17 protein-coding genes are annotated in these 20,362 nt (G+C 45.1%); 8 read left to right on the top strand and 9 right to left on the bottom strand.

What is annotated here, in order from left to right:
- The 3 genes from QUA07_RS24815 to QUA07_RS24805 all read right to left on the bottom strand — a co-directional run.
- On the bottom strand, positions 1-2,642 hold a 2,642-nt coding region (locus QUA07_RS24815; RefSeq protein ID WP_333330475.1), incomplete at its 3' end, for a WD40 repeat domain-containing protein.
- Between the two features lie 98 nt (positions 2,643-2,740).
- Entirely contained in the window at positions 2,741-3,826 is a 1,086-nt protein-coding gene (locus QUA07_RS24810; RefSeq protein ID WP_333330472.1) for a CHAT domain-containing protein, read from the bottom strand.
- Between the two features lie 254 nt (positions 3,827-4,080).
- A complete protein-coding gene (locus QUA07_RS24805; RefSeq protein ID WP_333330469.1) occupies positions 4,081-4,308 on the bottom strand; it encodes a hypothetical protein in 228 nt (75 codons plus the stop codon).
- Positions 4,309-4,898: 590 nt separating this feature from the next.
- On the opposite strand from QUA07_RS24805, the gene QUA07_RS24800 reads away from it, so the two are divergent.
- The 7 genes from QUA07_RS24800 (at position 4,899) to QUA07_RS24770 (ending at position 16,129) form a co-directional block, all read left to right on the top strand.
- On the top strand, positions 4,899-6,536 hold the full coding sequence (locus QUA07_RS24800) for a class I SAM-dependent DNA methyltransferase (protein ID WP_333330466.1): 1,638 nt from the start codon (positions 4,899-4,901) through the stop codon (positions 6,534-6,536).
- The gene (locus tag QUA07_RS24795; protein ID WP_333330465.1) at positions 6,533-7,807 is read left to right on the top strand and encodes a restriction endonuclease subunit S; all 1,275 of its coding nucleotides are present in this window, start codon (positions 6,533-6,535) and stop codon (positions 7,805-7,807) included. The genes QUA07_RS24800 and QUA07_RS24795 overlap by 4 nt, the downstream gene beginning before the upstream one ends.
- Positions 7,804-10,974, top strand: coding sequence for a type I restriction endonuclease subunit R (locus QUA07_RS24790; RefSeq protein ID WP_333330462.1), 3,171 nt, complete (start codon positions 7,804-7,806; stop codon positions 10,972-10,974). Before QUA07_RS24795 ends, QUA07_RS24790 begins: the two co-directional genes overlap by 4 nt.
- Positions 10,975-11,379: 405 nt before the next feature.
- Complete coding sequence (locus tag QUA07_RS24785) at positions 11,380-12,363, top strand: STM4504/CBY_0614 family protein (protein ID WP_333330459.1); 984 nt, start codon at positions 11,380-11,382, stop codon at positions 12,361-12,363.
- Between the two features lie 945 nt (positions 12,364-13,308).
- Positions 13,309-14,628, top strand: a complete 1,320-nt coding sequence (locus QUA07_RS24780; RefSeq protein WP_333330456.1) for an AAA family ATPase — start codon at positions 13,309-13,311, stop codon at positions 14,626-14,628.
- Positions 14,618-15,481 carry a DUF4435 domain-containing protein gene (locus QUA07_RS24775; protein ID WP_333330454.1) on the top strand — a complete coding sequence of 288 codons (864 nt, stop codon included), beginning with the start codon at positions 14,618-14,620 and terminating at the stop codon, positions 15,479-15,481. Before QUA07_RS24780 ends, QUA07_RS24775 begins: the two co-directional genes overlap by 11 nt.
- 213 nt (positions 15,482-15,694) lie before the next feature.
- On the top strand, positions 15,695-16,129 hold the full coding sequence (locus QUA07_RS24770) for a hypothetical protein (RefSeq protein ID WP_333330451.1): 435 nt from the start codon (positions 15,695-15,697) through the stop codon (positions 16,127-16,129).
- 403 nt (positions 16,130-16,532) lie between these two features.
- Here the strand turns inward: QUA07_RS24770 and QUA07_RS24765 are convergent, their stop codons facing one another.
- From QUA07_RS24765 to QUA07_RS24755, 3 genes are all read right to left on the bottom strand, one after another.
- Complete coding sequence (locus tag QUA07_RS24765; protein WP_333330449.1) at positions 16,533-17,522, bottom strand: tyrosine-type recombinase/integrase; 990 nt, start codon at positions 17,520-17,522, stop codon at positions 16,533-16,535.
- An 88-nt stretch (positions 17,523-17,610) separates the two neighbouring features.
- Positions 17,611-17,937, bottom strand: coding sequence for a hypothetical protein (locus QUA07_RS24760; protein ID WP_333330446.1), 327 nt, complete (start codon positions 17,935-17,937; stop codon positions 17,611-17,613).
- A gap of 223 nt (positions 17,938-18,160) precedes the next feature.
- Positions 18,161-18,322 (bottom strand): hypothetical protein, encoded by a 162-nt coding sequence (locus QUA07_RS24755; protein ID WP_333330443.1) that lies wholly within the window; start codon positions 18,320-18,322, stop codon positions 18,161-18,163.
- 445 nt (positions 18,323-18,767) lie between these two features.
- Between QUA07_RS24755 and QUA07_RS24750 the strand changes: the two genes are divergently transcribed.
- Positions 18,768-19,115 carry a hypothetical protein gene (locus tag QUA07_RS24750; RefSeq protein ID WP_333330440.1) on the top strand — a complete coding sequence of 116 codons (348 nt, stop codon included), beginning with the start codon at positions 18,768-18,770 and terminating at the stop codon, positions 19,113-19,115.
- A gap of 88 nt (positions 19,116-19,203) precedes the next feature.
- Here the strand turns inward: QUA07_RS24750 and QUA07_RS24745 are convergent, their stop codons facing one another.
- The 3 genes from QUA07_RS24745 to QUA07_RS24735 form a co-directional block, all read right to left on the bottom strand.
- Positions 19,204-19,425 carry a hypothetical protein gene (locus tag QUA07_RS24745; protein ID WP_333330438.1) on the bottom strand — a complete coding sequence of 74 codons (222 nt, stop codon included), beginning with the start codon at positions 19,423-19,425 and terminating at the stop codon, positions 19,204-19,206.
- A 248-nt stretch (positions 19,426-19,673) separates the two neighbouring features.
- Positions 19,674-19,832 carry a hypothetical protein gene (locus tag QUA07_RS24740; protein ID WP_333330435.1) on the bottom strand — a complete coding sequence of 53 codons (159 nt, stop codon included), beginning with the start codon at positions 19,830-19,832 and terminating at the stop codon, positions 19,674-19,676.
- Between the two features lie 67 nt (positions 19,833-19,899).
- Positions 19,900-20,358 carry a hypothetical protein gene (locus tag QUA07_RS24735; protein WP_333330432.1) on the bottom strand — a complete coding sequence of 153 codons (459 nt, stop codon included), beginning with the start codon at positions 20,356-20,358 and terminating at the stop codon, positions 19,900-19,902.
- Positions 20,359-20,362 lie beyond the last annotated feature (4 nt).

Genomic DNA, 20,362 nt, shown 5'->3' with positions numbered 1-20,362 from the left:
ACCGAACTCTGATGCCCCAGCAAAGGCTTGCCAATAGGCTTTAAGGTTTTGGCATCCCACAGCCGCAACGTCTTGTCCCTACTGCCAGAGACAATTTGGGTGCCATCGGGACTAAAGGCGACTGAACTGACCGAACTCTGATGCCCCAGCAAAGGCTTGCCAATAGGCTTTAAGGTTTTGGCATCCCACAGCCGCAACGTCTTGTCATTACTGCCAGAGACAATCTGGGTGCCATCGGGACTAAAGGCCACTGAACTGACCCAACCCTGATGCCCCAGCAAAGGCTTGCCAATCGGCTTTAAGGTTTTGGCATCCCACAGCCGCAACGTCTTGTCATCACTGCCGGAGACAATTTGGGTGCCCTCCGGACTGAAGGCGACTGAATAGACCTCACTCTGATGCCCCAGCAAAGGCTGGCCAATCGGCTTTAAGGTTTTGGCATCCCACAGCCGCAACGTCTTGTCAGAACTGCTGGAGACAATTTGGGTGCCATCCGGACTGAATGCCACTGACAAAACCCAACCCTGATGCCCCAGCAAAGGCTTGCCAATAGGCTTTAAAGTTTTGGCATCCCACAGCCGCAAAGTCTTGTCCTCACTGCTGGAGACAATTTGGGTGCCATCCGGACTGAATGCCACTGAATTGACCCCACTCTGATGTTGCAATCGATTTCGCTCCTGGAGTAAACGAACCGAGTCTAAGACTGCCCCATAGACTGAAGGAGAAACCGAGTGATTAGGAAACTGAACTAAGGGAGATTGACTCAACCCAACAGCAGCTAGGGCATTAACTGTGGCCTCAACGGCTTGGGTAGAAAGGGACAAGCCTGCTGTCGCTGCTAGCTGTTCTACTCGCTGGCGTTGTGCCTGTTGCAGTTGGTAAAAGGCGAAACCAGCAAAACTGATTGCACCAACAGAAACAATGCTCAAGCCCCAAATTGCCCGTTTCTGGAATTTGATAGCCCGCTGCTGAAATTTAATAGCCTGCTCTTGAAATACTTGCTGCTCTTGCTCTTTCTCTTTTCGGCTTTCCTCCGCATCCCTCGATGCTGTAAAAAACTCCATCTGCAAAGGAGTCATGTCCTTGCTACATCGCTGCTGATAGTTCTTCAACAAATCCAAGTCAGGCGGTCGCCACAAATTCCCCTCTGGGCGACCTTTTTCATCCCAATAGCGTGCATTCTCATCTAACCGTCTTTGAAACCGAATATCATCCCGGCTGCCATCAAGCCATTCCTGAAACTTTCGCCAATGCTCAAATAAAGCTTCATGGGTCACTTCTGCGGTTTCGTCGCTGCCCGTTGCCGAGAGCGTAATCAGCCGCACTCCCGGCGCAGAAAACAAATTAACCACCCGTTTTAACTGTTCCGGCTGATTTTGGTACGACACCAAACTATTCAACAAAGCGCGACGGCGGGTGTCTTTGGTTCCCTCTCCCAATTGCACCAATCCCAAAAATATTCGTCGGGCAATTTCCTGTTCCTCCACACTTAATTTGTCATAAATGCGCTGCGCTTCTCCTGCCAACGCGCCCCCCACGCCGCCAATTTCTTTGAGTGTCTGTGCAGGTGGTTTCCCTTCTGCCAATCCTTCCCAAATCCGAGTCAGGGCAAACTGAAGCAGGGGTAAAGCTCCTTCCCGTCCTTCTGTATCATTAACTAATAGATTGATAGTAGCTTCATCCAAAGGATGTCCCGCCAATTCTGCGGGTTTACCAATCGCCTGCCGCAACTCTGCTTCGTTCATTGCAGGTGCGAGATAACCTTGTTCAGTAAACAGACGATTCAGTAGGGAATGTTTCTGAGTTTCCCCTAAAAAGTCACTGCGGAACGTGACAATTACTATTACTTGCTTCGATTGAGCTTTGGCAGCACAAAGCAAATTACCAACAAAAGTATCTCTCTCACTTTGATTTTCACAAAGGGTATAAACTTCTTCAAACTGATCCACCAGCACAATCAGTGGAGAGATGGCGATATCGGGGAAGACATTGGCAATTCGCCGCAACCCATCAAATTCACCGCTTTCGTTACTGTGCTTGAGTTCTCCCTCAAACTCCCGACTTTTGGCAACCGGAGTCTCATCGTCAGTGACAATACGCGCCAATACTGTTGCTAAGGCTTCTAAGGGTTTGGTTCCCGGCACCAATACGGCAACTCTGACTTCTAAGGGTTTGGTTCCCGGTACCAATACGGCAACTCTGGCTTTATCGTACCCAGGTATCGGTCTGCGTGACAGTTCTGGAATGAGTCCCGCCCTTGCCAATGAGGATTTTCCCGAACCAGAAGGCCCATAAATCGGCAGTAAGCGAACCGCATCAGTAGATTCATACAAACTGCGAAGCTTTTCCCACAGGTCAGCAATCTGTTTTTCTCGCCCAAAAAAGTCGTCTCCATCGGTTTCTTGAAATGCCAGCAATCCTCTGTAAGGATTGGCACCAATAGCAGATTGAGTCTTTTTCTCTTCCGACCTCTCTGCCTCACTCGAAGTTGCGCCAAAGATCGCTTGACCGCCATTAACATTTACTACTATGCCACCTAACACCTGACCGATCGACTGGTTGCGATCGCCTGTAGTGTCTTGCTGAATTTGAAGATTGGGGTTTGGCGAATTAGAAATCTCGGAATCTTGGGGCTGGGACATAAGCTCTCAAACTACAACATAAGTTCTCAAATGGCTTGGTAGATGCACTTTGAGCAACAGCCCATTAATTTTAGATTTTAAATTTTGGATTGAAAGATTTAGACAAGTTTTCGTTCAATTACTGGGGTCAGATGTTCGGGGATGCCTGCCATTTGAATTGCAGTACATCCCAGCTTATAGGCAAACTCTACTGAGCGTCCAGAGGCGATCGCTTCGTAAAACCCAATGGCAAACTCGATCGCGGCTTTATCGCCAACTGCTTTATTCATCCCAATTACATAAGGGATATGTTTGGCGATCGCTTTGGCTTGGACTTCCGAGTAACAAGCATTCAGAACAACACATTCAATTTGTTGACCAAACAATTCAAATAGGTTAAATAATGCCTCGGTACTAATAAGCTGCGCCTGACCTGCATCATTTTCTAACACTAACCCTTCTGCACCGCTACCATGTCCAGAAAAATGCACAATCTGCGGTTTGTAATCAAGTAATGTTTGATAGACATCTCTAGAACGAACAGCCCATTGTTGTTGGATTGCAAAAGCATCTTGGCGATGAGTGCGCTTTAGTCCCGATTGAATTTCTCGCACTTCTTCACTCAATCGTAGCTGTGATGTCCCTTTGGGATTGGCAGCTAAAATCAGAATGGTTTTAACCTTTTGTTGAGTATTCGTTGCAGGTATAGCGGGTGGCGGTGTTTCAGAAGCTTCACCTTGATGAACTGGTGCACCAGAAGCAATATTTCCCTTAAAATCGTAAAAAACTTGTCCCCCGGACATTGGGCCAACTACGTTCCCTCCAGAAACCGTCCCAATCGTCTGATTCTGGCTACCTGCCACATTTTGAATAATTCCACTTCCCGAAGTGCGGTTTGAGTCTTCTTTGAGGATTTGTGCGATCGCTGCTGCTACACTAGGATTTTCTTTGAGCAACGTCTCCAATTCTTCCTGAAATACCGCTTTGCGAGGCTCACTTTCTGGCTTGGCTGCCAACTGTTGCGCCGCAATTTTTGCATCTTCCTTAGCTTCTACTGGTAGTTGCAACTTCTCCCAAATCTTCTTAGCTTTATCCCAGATATCCTCACCAACTTTACCAGCAGCACTCTCGGCTGATTTCTCGCCGAGTTTGAGTAAAAAAGGCAGACAAGGGTTGAGGAAAGCCATCAGTGCTACGATATCCATCTCATTTACCTATAAATTTTTGATTCAAGTCTAACTCAGCCAGAAGTTTTGACAACTGAGAAATGCCCAAGTAATGAAACTCGTTGTACTCTCACAATATGTTTTAGAAAACAGTAGATTTTGTCAATACCTCTTTGTGCATAAATATAATGGGATAATAATGATAATCAAACAAGGAAGTAAGGGTGGGAGAGTCTGCCTGCAGCGGACTCTTCCAACTAACTCCTGCACAAATACCACTAAAATCGTTAGTTTTAATTTGTATTTTTTTGAGAATAAACACAAGAGCTCAGTCTGTCACTAGCACTTTTTGTTTCTCTCAGAAGGCGTTCAACGAATTCAGATTGAGATATTTCCTGAGTGATGGCAAAACTGCGGAGTATGTCTTTAGCCGTCGAGGTTAAAGCCAGAGAAACTGGTTGTTTGATTTCTGCATATATTTCTGGCTGATTTTTTTGACTCTTGTATCCTTTTTTTGCCATATAAAAGTCTTCTTGCTTATTAGGTGTGGGAACGAGCTCTCATTTCACTCTGGTCTAAAAACGATCAAAAAAAAAGGAGTTCCTGGGGAAACTCCTGATTAAGGGCAGTATCGTTTGTATTAATCGGAAAGTCGTTGCTTGGTAGTGAGTCGCAAAGAAAAATCTGCCAAGACGACGGTCAGAATTTTAGAAATGTATGAGGGCTGGTTGGATACATCAGTTCAAACTTTTAGGAAAATAGCGAGCGCTATATTTCTAAAGGTTGGGATTGATGTAAAAGAGCATAACATTAACAAATCCCAATTGCCAACAATTAGTAAATTTTCAGGGATTTAGTCTTTAACTCTTTGCTAGGTTGCCTTTAGCTCTTAATAAGAGCATGGATAGTAGAGATTGAAAGCTTAAATTTTATTACAATATGTTTTCCAGCTTATCTACTTTACCTTAAGTCTTTTCTCATTTGATGAAAATTAGGCGTAATAACATCCCATTCTTCACCGTTTTTGAGGGCTATGTCCTTGATTTTATTAAGCTTCTGACGGGAAGTCACCAGGTCAGGTAAAATAGACTTTGGACTCCTGAAGACTGCTATGCCCAAAGACAAGACAACCAACGCCCAGAATAAGGAAAGCCTAGAGCAGAAGCTATGGAAGGCGGCTGACAAGCTACGAAAGAATATTGACGCGGCAGAGTATAAGCACATTGTCTTGGGATTGGTTTTCCTTAAATACATTTCCGATTCCTTTGAGCAGTTACACGAGAAGTTGATTGCAGGCGAGGGAGACTACGCAGGGGCTGACCCAGAAGATCCGGATGAGTACAAAGCCGAGAATGTGTTTTTCGTACCTGCTGAGGCGCGGTGGTCGGCGTTGCAGGCACAGGCGAAGCAGCCGACGATCGGGCAGATTGTAGATGAGGCTATGGAGGCGATCGAGCGGGAAAATCCCAAACTCCTCAAGGGGATTTTGCCGAAGGTCTATGGTCAACAGAAGCTTGACCCGATCGCTTTGGGGGGATTGATTGACAATATCGGCAGCGTCAATTTGGCGACGGTAAAGGCGGAATCGGACGGGCAGTTAATTTTGGAGCTGGAGCCAAGGGTAGCTCCTTCCCGACAAGCGGATTTGCTGGGGCAGGTGTATGAGTATTTCTTGGGGCAGTTTGCTCTGGCAGAAGGGAAGAAGGGGGGACAATTCTATACACCAGAAAGTGTAGTGCGGGTGTTAGTAGAGATGCTGGAACCTTACAAGGGGCGTGTGTTTGACCCTTGCTGTGGATCGGGAGGGATGTTTGTCCAGAGTGAGAAATTTGTAAAGGCGCACCAGGGGCGACTGGATGATATTTCAATCTATGGGCAAGAGAGCAACGAAACGACCTACAAACTGTGTCGAATGAACCTAGCAATTCGGGGAATTGATGGCTCGAATATTCGCTGGAATACAGAGGGTTCGTTTCTTAAGGATGCTCACCCAGATTTAAAGGCGGATTTTGTCATCGCCAACCCACCATTTAACGATAGTGACTGGGTTGGCCGGATAGACGAGAAAAACGATGGGGGTCATCCACTTCGCAAAGATGGGCGCTGGCAGTATGGAACGCCACCTGTAGGTAGTGCCAACTTTGCCTGGGTGCAACATTTCCTTTATCACCTAGCTCCAACAGGGGCGGCGGGGTTTGTTTTGTCCAATGGGTCGCTGTCGTCGAATACAAGCGGTGAGGGGGAGATTCGCAAGGAATTAGTGAAGGCGGATTTGGTGGACTGCATTGTGATGATGCCAACGCAGTTGTTTTACAACACGGGGATTCCAGCGTGTCTGTGGTTTTTAAGTAGATCTAAGAACGGCAACAAAAACCGCGATCGCAAGGGGGAGGTATTGTTTATTGATGCCTCAGAGTTAGGCTATATGCTCAATCGGCGCAATCGGGCGTTTGATGATAACGACATTCAGAAGATTGCGGGAACTTATCAGGAATGGAAGCGGGACGGCGGCAACTACCAGGACATTAAGGGATTCTGCAAGTCGGCAACGTTGGGGGAGATTGAGAAGCACAATTTTGTCTTAACGCCGGGACGGTATGTGGGGATTCCTGATGAGGTGGAATCTGACATTTCCTTTGATGAAACAATGTCAGCATTGACGGCAGAATTGGCAGCGCAGATGCAGGAATCGGCAGCGTTGGATGCAGAGATTAAGACCCAATTGGCCAAGGTGGGGTTTGAGTTATGACGGTATTAGACCAAATTTGCTTAAATATTATTGATTGTGAACACAAAACAGCTCCAATCCAAGATAGTGGCATTCCTTCTATTAGGACAACTGATATTAAGGGCGGTGTAATTGATTTCAGAGGCGCAAACAAGGTATCTGAAGAAACCTATAAAGCTTGGACAGAAAGACTAGAACCGCAACCTCACGACTTGATACTTGCTAGAGAAGCACCTGTCGGAGAAATAGGAATTATTCCGAAGGGGCAGAGGGCTTGTTTAGGTCAAAGAACGGTTTTGATTAGACCAAATCCAGATAAAGTTTATCCGCATTATTTGCTGTATCTTATGCAGTCTCGGGGAGTTCAACATGAGATGCAAATCAGAGCAGCAGGCTCTACTGTCACACATTTAAATATGTGTGACATCAGAGAGCTAGACTTACCAGATCTGCCACCTCTGGAAGTTCAATGTCAAATAGGAGACACACTAGCGAATCTTGATCGCAAAATCGAAAACCTCCGCAAACAGAACGAAACGCTAGAGGCGCTCGCGCAAACCCTATTTAAACATTGGTTCGTCGATTTCGAGTTTTCCAATGAAGATGGGAAGCCCTACAAGTCATCTGGTGGGGAGATGGTGCGATCGGAGTTAGGCGAAATTCCTGCCGATTGGCGCGTTGGTAAATTAGGGAAGGAGTTTGACATTTCTATTGGCAGAACTCCACCACGACAAGAGTCGGAATGGTTTTCAAGAGACAGTAAAAATGTCAAATGGGTTTCAATCAGAGATATGGGTTCTTGTGGAACTTATATTCTAGAAACTTCTGAGTATTTAACCAAAGAAGCCATTAGTAAGTTTGGAATACCTATAATTCCTGAAAATACAGTTATTGTGAGTTTTAAGCTTACTGTAGGACGTGTTGCTATCACGACAGATTCAATGCTGTCCAATGAGGCAATTGCTCATGTGAAAGTATCCTCCGATTCCCCAACGTCAGAATATATTTATCTGTTTCTGTCTCAATTTAATTTTAATAAATTAGGCAGCACATCGTCTATTGCAACAGCGGTCAACTCAAAAAGTATAAAAGACATTGACTTTCTGGTTCCCGCAAAAAAGGTGGCTTCAGATTTTTCTCACATCATTAATCCTCTTTTTTTAAAGCTTAGAGTCAACACACAACAAATCCATACCTTAACTAAAACCCGCGATGTGCTTCTACCCCAACTCATAAGCGGCAAACTCCGTATGTATCACCGAATAAACCCAACCCCTTCCTCGGCCTTATGAGCAAATTCACCACCGAAGCCCAGATCGAAACCTACAACCTCGAACTGCTCGATACCCTCGGCTATGGCTACAAATACGGCAAAATCCTTGAACCCGAAGGAGCCGAACCAGAACGCCAGAGCTTCGGTGATGTCCTGCTCAAAGACCGTCTGACCCAAGCCCTAGCGCGAATCAACCCCCATATTCCTTCTGACAGTCGCCACCAAGCACAGCGGGAACTGCAAAACATCGCCAGTCCCGACCTGATCGACAACAACGAAACCTTCCACGGCTACCTCACTGAGGGTATCAACGTTGAATATCAACGCGACGGCGAAACCAAAGGGGAAAAGCTTTGGCTGATTGACTGGGACAACCCCGAAAATAACGAATTTCTAGCGGTGAATCAGTTCACCGTCATCGAAGACAACCACGATCGCCGTCCCGACATCATTCTTTTTATCAACGGGCTGCCCCTAGTGGTGATTGAACTCAAAAACGCCGCCAATGCCAAAACCCACCTGCAAGCCGCCTTTAACCAATTACAGACATACAAGCGCGAAATCCCCAGCCTCTTCACCTATAATGCGCTGCTGGTAATTTCTGATGGCACCTCCGCCCGTGCAGGCTCTCTCTCTGCTTCCTATAGCCGTTTTAGCCAATGGAAACGTAAACTCCCCAACGGCGACATTGACAACAACCCCAACACCAACGAACTGGAAATCCTGACTCAGGGAATGCTCAACAAAAGCACCCTGCTCGACCTGATCCGCCACTTCACTGTCTTTGAAAAAATCAAGACCGTAGACCCTAGAACCGAAGTCGTTACCTTGCAAACCATCAAAAAGCTGGCTGCCTATCACCAGTATTACGCCGTCAACCTAGCCGTCGAGAGCATCATTTCAGCAACTAAAAGCAACCATCGCGGTGGGGTTCTGTGGCACACCCAGGGCAGTGGCAAATCTCTCTCAATGGTGTTCCTCAGTGGCAAACTCGTTCTGATGCTGGCTAACCCCACCGTAGTTATCCTCACTGACCGCAACGACCTTGACGACCAACTCTTCGACACCTTCGCTGGGTGCCGACAATTGCTGCGTCAATCTCCCCAACAAGCGGGTGATCGCGAGGCAGTACGAGAACTGCTCAACGTTAATTCTGGTGGCATTATCTTTACCACTGTGCAGAAATTCTCCCCCCAAAACGACGAAACGATTTATCCCCAAATTAGCGATCGCACCAACATCGTTGTCCTAGCCGATGAAGCGCACCGCAGCCAATACGGGTTCAAAGCCAAACAGGTCAACATCAAAGACGAGGAAGGCAACATCGTCGGCAAACAGACCCGCTACGGCTTCGCCAAATACATCCGCGATGCCCTACCCAACGCCACCTTCGTCGGCTTCACCGGCACTCCCATTGAACAGACCGACAAAAACACCCCCGAAATCTTTGGCGACTACATCGACATCTACGACATAGCCCAAGCCGTCAAAGATAACGCCACCGTCCCTATCTATTACGAAAGCCGCTTGGTCAAAGTAGACCTCGATGAGCGAGGGCGAGAACTGCTCAACGAACTCGACGAAGACCTCAGCTTTGAAGAGCTCAGCACTACCCAGCAAGCTAAAGCCAAACAGACCAGAATCGAGGCGATCGTTGGTTCAACCCAACGCCTAACTACCATCGCCGACGATATCATTGCCCACTTTGAAATCCGCCAAACTGCCAATCGCGGCAAAGGCATGATCGTCACCCTCAGCCGTCAGGTAGCTGCCAATCTTTACGATGCCATTATCAAAATCCGCCCTGACTGGCACAGCGATGACCTCAACAGCGGCAAAATCAAAGTCGTCATGACTGCCAGCGCCTCTGATAAGGGCAACCTCGTAAAACACCACACCAACAAGAAAAATCGCCAAGTCTTAGCACAACGGCTCAAAGACTCCACCAACGATCTCGAACTCGTCATCGTCTGCGATATGTGGCTCACTGGGTTCGATGCTCCCATCCTTCACACGATGTATATGGACAAGCCGATGAAGGGGCACAACCTGATGCAGGCGATCGCCCGCATCAACCGTGTTTACTTTGAGAAGCAAGGCGGCTTGATTGTCGATTATTTGGGTGTGGCAAATGAACTCAGAGAAGCCCTGAAAGTTTACTCCCAAAGCGGCGGCAAAGGCGACCTCACCCTCGATCAACAGGTGGCGATCGGGCTAATGTTCGCCAAGCTCGAAGTCGTTGAAGACATCATGGCAGGGTTCAACTATCAGCCTTACTCCAACGCCAACACCGGGGACAAACTCAACATTCTCAAATCTGCGGCGAACTATGTCGCAGACCCGCAAATTAAAGACCGTTTCCTCGATGCCGTGACCGCACTCTCCAAAATCTATGCTCTCACCGCGCACCATCCAGAGGCGATCGACCAGTCTGAAAAAATCTCCTTCTTTCAAGCCATCCAAGCCAGTCTCCGCAAACTAGAACCAACTGACGGTAGCCTCAGCAATGCCGAAATCGAAACTGCTATCCGGCAAGTGGTGGATCAAGCCCTTGTCTCCAATACCGTCATCAACATCTTCGACGAAGCAGGTATCAAAAGCCCTGACCTCTCCATCATCTCCGACGAATTTCTAGAAGAAGTCGAAGGCATGGAACATCAAAATCTGGCAGTGGAATTGCTCAAAAAACTGTTGCGCGATGAAATCAAAGCCCAACGCCGTACCAACATTGTCCAGAGTCGCCGGCTTACTGAAATGCTTGAAGACTCCTTGCGACGCTACCAAAACCAAGTAATTAGCGTCACGGATGTAATCCAAGAACTGATTAATCTCTCTAAGGATGTCCAAGCCGCTAAACAACGAGGTGAAGAGTTAGGGTTAGAACCCTATGAACTTGCCTTTTATGATGCGCTAGCTCAAAACCAGAGTGCGCGGGACGTGATGGGACAAGACCAACTGCGAGAATTGGCGATCGTCCTGGTAGCACGGGTACGCAAAAACGCTTCTATCGACTGGAATCTCAAAGAAAGCGTCCGAGCTAGAATGAAGGTGATGGTCAAACGTCTATTGAGGCAATATGGCTATCCGCCCGATATACAAGCTCTTGCGATCGAGTTAGTGTTAGAGCAGGCAAAGGTTTTCACTGAGTTTGAAATAGAGACAGTTAGTGTAGAAAAATTAAGCTAGCCGACACTTTGCGCTACTACTTCCGCGAACTTCCCATGATGAGATTGCATGGCATTGCCAAGAGAAAAATCCCGAACTGCCAGAAATTGTGATTATCCTAATGGCTCTGTAACGATTCCAAATCCTAGGCGGGGAAATAAGATTCACTTAACGCCCTAATTTCGATTTTCCGCAGCAGTTTGGGTTGAGGATAAGTTTGTAGTACCGATTTGATTAGATGTGATTTATAGGCGGTTGCATGAGAAGATCAAGGGATACCGTGGGGCGAATTGTAAGTGATTGGTGCAATAGTAAGCGATGGTTAGCCAAGAAGGGAGCAAGTTATGATCTTTAGAGATGAGTGAGACGTGGGTGTGATCGCGCTTGGTGCATACTAATTCAGGATACTGTCAAATACATATAAAAATGGATACCAACGATTTATATTCAAGGCGCAAAAAGCTTGCTGAGCGTGGCAACCAATCAGAGGTATATCAGTATACAAATTTGCCACTCGAATTTCGACGCCAAGTAGTACATATTTGGTCTACTGCTATTGGTTCTTATCGTGCAGAACAATACTTTGGTTACGAGCCATTAGCAGGTCGTTTGTGGCGCTCAATTCATGACTCGTTGGCTAGGGAATTAGGTTTGTTTAATCTTGGAAGAGAGTCCCAACATCCCTTTGAGCAATGTAAGTTTTTTTTACTTAATCCAGATACTTCTGTTGAGCATCTTCTCGATCTAATTGAATTTACATTTCGCTTCATAGATACAGTTATTCCCGAATTATTGCAAAATCCTCAATACTCAGGTCAGCTAGAGACGTCTCAGCTTCCTGAGAAGGCTATTAGCGAGTTAAATCGTCGCTTTCGTGAGCATGCAATAGGCTATCAGTACAATAACGGTCAGATCATTCGTGTTGATTCAGGTTTCATCCACGCTGAGGTTGTTGTCCCCGCGCTTAGCTTACTCTCTAGTGAGCATTTTAAAGGAGCTGAGCAAGAATTCCGAAGTGCTCACGCACATTATAGAAATAAGGAACACAAAGAGGCAATCGTTGATGCACTGAAGGCTTTTGAGAGTGCTATGAAAATAATTTGTGAGGAGTGTGAATGGTCTTACCCCAAGAATCCTAATGCTCCCAAGAATCCTACTGCTAAAGACCTTATTAAACTCGTGCTTGAAAACAAGCTTGTCCCAGAGTATCTTCAAAGCCATCTATCAGGCTTACGCTCTGTTCTTGAAGCTGGTGTCCCCACTGTTCGCAATAAAACATCTGGTCATGGTCAAGGAGCGCAACCTATAGAGGTGCCTGAATATTTAGCTGCATACGTGTTGCACCTTACTGCCTCAAATATAGTTTTGCTTGTAGAAGCATATAGGGCTAAAAAAGGCAACTTGGCATGAGAGACGATAACTATTCATTCCCTCCCGATTTTTCCAGCAACGCCTACCATGCTTAGTATTAGACATCCGTTTATAGAAATGGTTAGATAGGGGGGTGCCAGTCATTTATGGAAACCGTTTGTCTCAATTTTCTCCATTTATGGAAACGGTACGAATGGAAACCAACGGTTACAGATAAGATTAGGTAACTTACAGGTAGTTACAAATTGGGAAATTGTTGTATCCTGACCGAGCTGTAGTGGTTGTAAGCCCTGGGTTGGGAAATTAGGTTATGCCCGCCTAGAACAAGGTTTTGGAGTGAATGGGAAAATTGGGGTTATCCTCGCTTAAACCTCTAGTGGGACTTTTTGACGGGCTGTTAAGTCTTTGCCGAAGTGAAAAACATTTAGAAGACCGTCGGAAAAATAGCCGCACTGCCATCCGCAAGGACACCTGAAGCCGTGTGTCATGCGCTTCATATTTTCAATGAACTTAGCGGTTCCAGTCTCTGGTCAAAATATGCTCCTATCCTGATTTAGCCTTCGGGTGTGACGTGTTAGGTATTTATAAGACTGTTTGAGATACTAAAAATTGATACTAAAATCGCTTAATCCCTTACCGCATTTACGTTGTACGGTATTAGCTCTAATGGTTAGAGCTAATATTGCTGTGCCTTAGCTTAAGTTGTCCTACGTATTTTCTTACGTATTTTATATTATGTCTTACACTCCCTTACTCTCTAGCTTTTATCTTAAAATTAGGTTATTATCCAGCAGATCTGACGGATAATACTGAAAGATAAACGTGTTATTTAGCAGATCTGACGTTGAATACATAGTTAGCTTGCTTGGATTATGGGTGAAAAGCAGCTTGCAGAGCCTGCCTTATGGCAGTTATTCCTCATAAAGCTGTTGGATTATATTGATTTAGCAATAGTTTACGTTAGGTAATTACCATTATTAATTTATGTTTATTAAAAATGTCGAAGTGAAGGGTTTTTGGGGGCGTACAACAGCTACTGCGTCATTTTTCACAGATGTTACAATTTTTATTGGATTAAATGGTACAGGAAAAACGACATTTATTAATTTAATTTCAGCAGTTTTAACGGTTGATCTATTCCAGCTTAACTCTCTTCAGTTTGAAGAAATAACTATAAATTTAGTAGATCCCTATGAAGAGTCTAGCAAAAAAATTACTGTAATTAATACTCAAGGAGACTCTTCTTCCTCCCCCTTTAATGTTTATACATACCATGTAGATACTAATACTTATAGTGTTCCTTTAAGTCCAGATGCTCGCTTTAAAAGACCCATAAGTGAGAGAGAAATTTATATTCGCTTCCTCTCACCTACAGCTCGCCGTCAATATTCAAAATTAAAACAGGAAATTTCAGGTTTAGTAGAGATTTCTCAAATCTCAGTTAATCGTCAGGTATCTAGCGAAAGTTTTGAAGCAGATACTCGCCAAAGACTTACTGCTGTTGATGAACGTCTAGAACAACTATTTGAACGTTTTTCTAGATATCAACTGAAGCTTGAAACTCAACTGAACGAGCGATCTACATTATTTCAGCAAGAAGCTTTAGGCTCATTACTTTATAAGGAAGAATTTGATGAATTCAATACTCAAAAATTAGATGAAGTCTCAAAAATGGATCTTGACAAGCAAAAAGACAAGCTATCTAAGGCTTTTACAGAACTGGGAGTTACAGAGAAAAATGAGGAAATCACCAAACATATTAATAAATTGAGAGAGGCTTTCCAAGAATTGAATAAAGCATTGAATGATAAAACTCCTATTCCTGTTGATAAGGTTTTTGCTCTTCCATTAATATATCGAACTAATAAAGTAATTGATGCATCTAATAAGTCAGAGGAAGATAAAAGGAAGATTTTAGAACCTCGCCAAAAATTTTTTGATACACTCCAGAGTTTTATGACCAACAAAAAATTTCAGTATGATAATAAGGAAAGTGTATTGTCTTTTTCTTTGGAAGGTGTGAATGATGAGAGTTTTCCTTGGTCTAGTCTTTCTTCTGGAGAGAAACAATTAGTTATTCAATTTATGGAAGTTATTTTACAGGAAGAAAAAAGTCTAATCTTTATTGCAGATGAACCAGAATTATCGCTTCATGTTATTTGGCAAGAGAAGCTTTTGAAGACTCTCAGGGATTTGAATAAAAATGCTCAATTGATAGTCGCTACCCATTCTCCTGACATAGTGGCTGACTTTAGTGAGAATGTAATTGATATGCAAAAAGTCATTGTAACCAATGTTAACTAGAACCTCGTCGGGTATTAGAAATACCTCTTTATTCTATCGTGGGTTTTACCTTGTAATAGTCGAGGGTCAAGACGACGAGGTATTCTGGAGCAAATTCTTTCCTGCTGAAATAAATGGATACAAAAGGAGGTTTAAGCGACCGGGCGGGCGACCGCAAGTTCAGCCTTATATAGATCAACTTCTATCCAATGAAGTTCTATCGGATGAACTTCACTTTGCTGTAGCAATCGATAGTGATTATAGCTTTCTACTAAATTCCCTACATCAACATTCAAGAATTATAGAAACTAAGTCTCATAGTATTGAGAATTTGATATTGTGTCCTTTTGTCATAGTATCTGCGATTAGAAATTTATCTTACGATACAGAATATGAAATCCTTAAAGTAAATTACTGGTTAAGCCACTTTGACCAAGCTACGCATTCTTTAATGGTAGCTGATTTAACAATTGAGAAAAATAATCTTCAAAAGAAATGTGTTGGACATAGTTGTAAGCGCTTCCTAATCGAGGAAGATAATCCGGATTTCGATACCAATAAAATAGAGTGTTTTATTCAAGACCTTAACCTACCTAGGCAAGAGTTTAATGAAATGGCTACAGAAGTAGGCACAGTGAAACCGAGATTTCATATTAGAGGTCATTTTTTCTCTGACGCAGTTCGGCATTTTATAAGGCATGAAGTCAAGAACATCCGCCAGAAAAACGTTAATTTACCAAATGATGCTTTTTATGCGATGGTAATAGCTTTATGGGAACCTAGAATTGAAACTGATCCAATGCTACAAGCTATGCGGGAACAAGCTTTATCAGCAGCCGAAGAAGTAACTAATCTTCTTTCCCAGGAACCTTGAAAGTGTGGTTTTCCCGCCTAAACCCCCAGCGGGATTTTTCCGACGGGCTGTTAAGTCTTTGTCGAAGCGAAAAAAAATTAGAAGACCGTCGGAAAAATAGCCGCCACCCTCCTAGTTCTTGGCAACAATAAAAAGCCGTGTGTCACGCGCTTGACACGATTTAACGTTACTGTTATAGTAAATGAAACGCTTGACACACGGGATTTGCTTGTTATGCCAAACCCTAAAGGACATGAAGACTCAATCAAAGATTCCCGTTTTAAAGCTGCTTGGCAGAGTGGCCCAACTCGCACCATTCGAGTTCCGATCGCCCTGGCTAACGCTACTCTAGATTATGCCCGACAACTGGACAAAAAAATCGAACCGCGTGACACAGCAAATAGATGTGGTGGTTCCGAAGTAGAAAATAAACAATCTCAATCGCATGACACAATGATTGGAGCCGAGGAAGTGGCATGGTTAAAGGCTGAGAATAGGCGCTTACAGAATTTAGTGAGTGACATGAGGATTGAACTGTACCATACCCCACCCCCTGAAATTGAGCTACCAGAGGCTGCTGACCTACTAAACAGACTGAAAGCCAAGCACAAGAAATCAACCGCCTCGCTCGCAGACATCGAAGCGATTTTGGAGATGATTGAAGAGTAAACCCCAAAAAGGAATTAAAAATCTATACCCCGGTTCATCCCGGAGATGTGCTGAGATAATTTCTATGGCGTTAAGCCACAAAAACTTAAAACCCTATCAGGGATTGAAACTCCTTCATTACTTACTGCGTTACTGCAAACTGTCACCCAAAACCTAAAGCCCTATCAGGGATTGAAACTTGACACACTTTGATTCCTGTTGATTCCTGTTGATTCCTGTTTTTGCGCGGTTTGCACAGCAACTGCACTGTCAAAATCTAAAATCTGAATTTAAAACCTAAAATTATTTGGCCGACAAGAGCGGTTGGTATTCTGTTCGCGGTCGGCAAATGCGATCACACTTGCCGACAATTGCCACAACCAAAATCCCTCAACTGTCTGAAAGTTGGGGGATTTTCCTTGGCTCAAAACATCCCATCCAGTAAGTCGGTAACGGCCCCTTGGTCGCGGCTGCGATTATCGTCGTACACCATCAAGGTATTCAAATTCCTGTGCCTGCTGAGTTTCTGAACTTTCCGCACATCCCCATCTGTTGCGTCCAGCGCCGCTGTGATAGCGCTGTGTCTGATGCGGTGGGGGGACATCTGTTTTTTGATACCAGCCTTTTCGCTATAACGGACAACCATCTTGCAGATACCGTCGCCGCTAAGTCTGTGTCCGCTGTGAGCGGAGTCAAGTGCTATAAAAAGCGGGCTATCGGGCGCGCAACTTCCCCTTTCCTCCAACCAATCGGCGATCGCCTGCACTGTCGCAGAACCCAAATCTATCGTCTCAGCTTGCGTACCGCGTCCCTTGCCAAGAATCCGCAAAGTCTTACCGATCGGGTCAAAGTCACAAACACTCAACTGACTGATTTCGTTTCGTCGCAAAGCATTACCCCACAGCAAGCGCAACAAAGCATAGTCCCGCTTCCCAGCTTTCGTTGCCAGATCGCACTGCTGCAAAATCCGCTCAAAAGTCTTAGTATCAACGCCCGTCGTATCTCGGTAGCCGACAATTTTCTCCCCCTTGATATCCTCCAAACTGTAATGACACACGCCGAGCTTGCGACCCATTTCCACCAACGATTTAACAGCCGCCAGCCGCCGATTAACAGTCGCTTCCTTGAGTCCCTTGTCGATCAGCTTAGCTTTGTACTTCAAAACCACCGAAACTGCTTGCCGTTCCTCAAGGTGCAAAAACTCCAAAACGTTATCAGGCAAGGCGGGCATCCCCGTCATAGTTACTAAAAAGTCATTCACGTCCCTCTCGTAGGCGCGGCGAGTATTTTCGGAGCGCTTGTCGGCGAGTAATTGTTTGAGCACGTCTGGGTCGGTATCTAGAGTATCGAAATATCTTTCAATTTTGGCATCGAGGGAAGCTTCCAGGCTGGCAATCGACAGTTCTGCTTTCATGATTTTTTGTTATTGATAACGAAGATTTACGATGGCTACAGGGTAAAAAGGGGCCCCATCCATTTTTGTGTGGATGGGGCAACTGGGATTAGAGATTGAGAGGCACTCCCCTGACAAGATAAAATTCCACGGGCACTCCTGACTGGGCAACTGCTGCTAATCGGTAATAGCCATCAATAATTTTGTAATTTTCAGAGAAAATCAGTACCGAGCCAGCTTTCCACTCGCCATCTAGCATCGTCTGGGCATAATCTTCAGTCACAGCCTGGTCAATCTCCCGTTCCTGTTCGACTCCAAAACAGAGGTATCCTTTGGCCATCTCAGGAGTAATGGTGACAGGAATCAATTCGCTTCTGTGGCCATCCGGGCTAGCAGAGCGGATCAGGGATTCAAGGTCGTCGTTGCTGTTGTTCATGGGCTTAATCCTTTTAATTATCACTCTTCTCAAAAATTTTAAAAACCCCATCCAGTTATAGGGATGGGGCGCGATCTGGTTTATGCCGCGAACTTCAACATCTTAAGCATGGCTGAGGCTGTCGCTTGATTTTCGGATTCAAGCACGATCGCGGGTATCGTCTCGCCGGCCCGTGGGTTTTACCGCCGGGCCTTTCCCTGCGGCGTGATATTGTCCGTGACCGCTAACTACTCGGAATCCGTCGCCAGCCAAGCTTCACGACTAGGGGAGTTACGAAGCCACCGCTCACCAGAGTGAGCGAACCAGCAATTTCTAGTTCGTTTCGATCTTCGTTGCAGGCTGGGATATCCGATTTTATACGTTTGACCTGGACGATCGACAGCATTAGTTTCTTGGTAAGCCTAGTGCTTTGTCTTACAATAATTTCTTACGTTATCACAGTTAGTCTGACATTTTTCCAGACGTAGTAAGACATTATTGTACAACATCAATAAGACAAATTTCAAACAAAGGTAAGACTTGTATTTATACGTCTTACAGTCTAGCCTGAGTCATTTGTTAGCTAACAGCGCGGTTTCTATCAGGCTGGTATCGAGGTTATTCATTTTTTTAGGTTCGCTGTAATATGTGCCGTATGGTTTCGTCTTACAATAATCTCTTACGTTATCACAGTTAGTCTGACATTCTTCCAGACGTAGTAAGACATTATTGTACAACATCAATAAGACAAATTTCAAACAAAGGTAAGACTATTTGTACTTATACGTCTTACCAAAAGTCAAGTGAGGTCTTATTCTTAAGTAAGACATCATAAAACACGAGGGAAATGTATGACAGAAAAGAAATCCGTCACCTTCCGCTGCGATGCGGATTTACTTGAAGCAATCGACAAACTAGGGAGAGAACGCTATCCTGCAAAAACTCCGCATGGGTGTGATCGCTCTAAAATTTTGATGGAAGTTTTGCGATTAAATATCGGGGCGTTATCTGATGGCTCTGTTATCTTACGCGAACCTGCAAAAGTAAGACAGCATCTGTCAGACAACTTAGATGAGCGTATTGCCGAAATCATTGAGCGTAAGACACAGCCTCTGCTGTCAGAGATAGCAAATATCAAGGCATCGCAGGCAAGCGCGATCGCGCAACTGAGGGCCGAGTTGGGGGAGTTGGCCGCCTGAGCGATCGCAACGAAGAGGAATCGCTCAGGCAGCAGCTTCAACAAACTCAAGAAGAACTCAAACAAACTCAAGAAGAATTAAAACAAGCTCAAGAGCAACTAGCAATTGCTAGCCAGGAATTAGACACCACCAACCTGCAACTCACAGCCGCCGAACAGCAGCTAGCAGAATTACGATCGCAACTTGACACAGAACGCGCCGATCGCCAGCAAGTCGAGGCCCAACTTTCCGACCTGCAAAAACGATTGGATGAAGTCGAACAGAATTCAGCACCAGCGATCGACTTATCCGATAAAGCTGGGGAAGTCATGAACTTCTTTAGGACGCTCCTGCCAAAAGACACCAAGCTACCCAAAAATACTATGTCGAAGCTTAGGGAGATTCTGGAAGCAACAGAAGATTAGAAGGTCGATCGCCCGATCGCCCCAAAAAAAAGCCCCCGGCGGAAATGTCAGAGGGCTTTTTTTACACGATGGGTAATTTGCAATTGGTAATTGGCAATGAGTCTTTGCCCCAATTACCAACACTATAAACGGCTTCAGGAGTTTTGGCGATCGGCTAATTCGATTCGCACTTTTTTGTTTTTTTCTCGTGCTGAAATCTTTCCGCTTCATAGCCGGCACGAGAAGCGGGAGATTGCAAATCTTCTTTTTTTCCACCACTTTGATAATGATGTTGGCCGTTGATAAATTCAAAATGAAATTCGTGATTTGTCATTCTCTCTCCCGTCGCTAGTTCGTTTGTTTCTGTCAAATCGCCTCTAACACAGTAGCGCTCGGTTAGTTTAGTGAGCGATGTGAGCGTGTGCGATGTTCAGTGCTGCCATCTGATCGTCGGTTAATTGTTGAATCTGCTGCGGTGGCTGCCAGCGATCGCCCCAGTTCTGGCGAAGTCGAAAAAGTGCGATCGGACTGGGCAAGAGTTGGACAGCGCCAACCCAAACACCAACACCGGACTCTTGACTCGCATAGTAAGCATTGAATTGCGCTTCTGATACCCTTGCCAGTTTGCCATGTTGGGATTGCTCCCAGAGCCGATCAATCGACAATAATTCACGCTTCAAAACCCGGACAATTCCTAGCAGTTTAGCAGTCGGCAAGGTGGCGTAAATCACAATACGATCGCCCGGTTTCAGAGATGCTCCAAAGCTGCCTTTTCGGAGTTCGATTGTTTTGGGATTGCGGTTGAGAAAGAAACTAGAAGCCCATCTGGGATGCACTGAGATTAAGTAAGTGCTAGTCATCTCA

Origin of the sequence: Microcoleus sp. T3_A4 (assembly GCF_036700465.1) — a bacterium.
Lineage (GTDB): Bacteria > Cyanobacteriota > Cyanobacteriia > Cyanobacteriales > Microcoleaceae > Microcoleus.
The sequence above is the reverse complement of the archived record's forward strand: the minus strand, read 5'-3'. Positions and strand labels throughout refer to the sequence as shown.

Coding starts and splice junctions, on each gene's coding strand:
- QUA07_RS24810 (WP_333330472.1), bottom strand. CDS start 3,826: ATGGATATCGTAGCACTGATGGCTTTCCTCAACCCTTGTCTGCCTTTT.
- QUA07_RS24805 (WP_333330469.1), bottom strand. CDS start 4,308: ATGGCAAAAAAAGGATACAAGAGTCAAAAAAATCAGCCAGAAATATAT.
- QUA07_RS24800 (WP_333330466.1), top strand. CDS start 4,899: ATGCCCAAAGACAAGACAACCAACGCCCAGAATAAGGAAAGCCTAGAG.
- QUA07_RS24795 (WP_333330465.1), top strand. CDS start 6,533: ATGACGGTATTAGACCAAATTTGCTTAAATATTATTGATTGTGAACAC.
- QUA07_RS24790 (WP_333330462.1), top strand. CDS start 7,804: ATGAGCAAATTCACCACCGAAGCCCAGATCGAAACCTACAACCTCGAA.
- QUA07_RS24785 (WP_333330459.1), top strand. CDS start 11,380: ATGGATACCAACGATTTATATTCAAGGCGCAAAAAGCTTGCTGAGCGT.
- QUA07_RS24780 (WP_333330456.1), top strand. CDS start 13,309: ATGTTTATTAAAAATGTCGAAGTGAAGGGTTTTTGGGGGCGTACAACA.
- QUA07_RS24775 (WP_333330454.1), top strand. CDS start 14,618: ATGTTAACTAGAACCTCGTCGGGTATTAGAAATACCTCTTTATTCTAT.
- QUA07_RS24770 (WP_333330451.1), top strand. CDS start 15,695: ATGCCAAACCCTAAAGGACATGAAGACTCAATCAAAGATTCCCGTTTT.
- QUA07_RS24765 (WP_333330449.1), bottom strand. CDS start 17,522: ATGAAAGCAGAACTGTCGATTGCCAGCCTGGAAGCTTCCCTCGATGCC.
- QUA07_RS24760 (WP_333330446.1), bottom strand. CDS start 17,937: ATGAACAACAGCAACGACGACCTTGAATCCCTGATCCGCTCTGCTAGC.
- QUA07_RS24755 (WP_333330443.1), bottom strand. CDS start 18,322: ATGCTGTCGATCGTCCAGGTCAAACGTATAAAATCGGATATCCCAGCC.
- QUA07_RS24750 (WP_333330440.1), top strand. CDS start 18,768: ATGACAGAAAAGAAATCCGTCACCTTCCGCTGCGATGCGGATTTACTT.
- QUA07_RS24745 (WP_333330438.1), bottom strand. CDS start 19,425: ATGACTTCCCCAGCTTTATCGGATAAGTCGATCGCTGGTGCTGAATTC.
- QUA07_RS24740 (WP_333330435.1), bottom strand. CDS start 19,832: ATGACAAATCACGAATTTCATTTTGAATTTATCAACGGCCAACATCAT.
- QUA07_RS24735 (WP_333330432.1), bottom strand. CDS start 20,358: ATGACTAGCACTTACTTAATCTCAGTGCATCCCAGATGGGCTTCTAGT.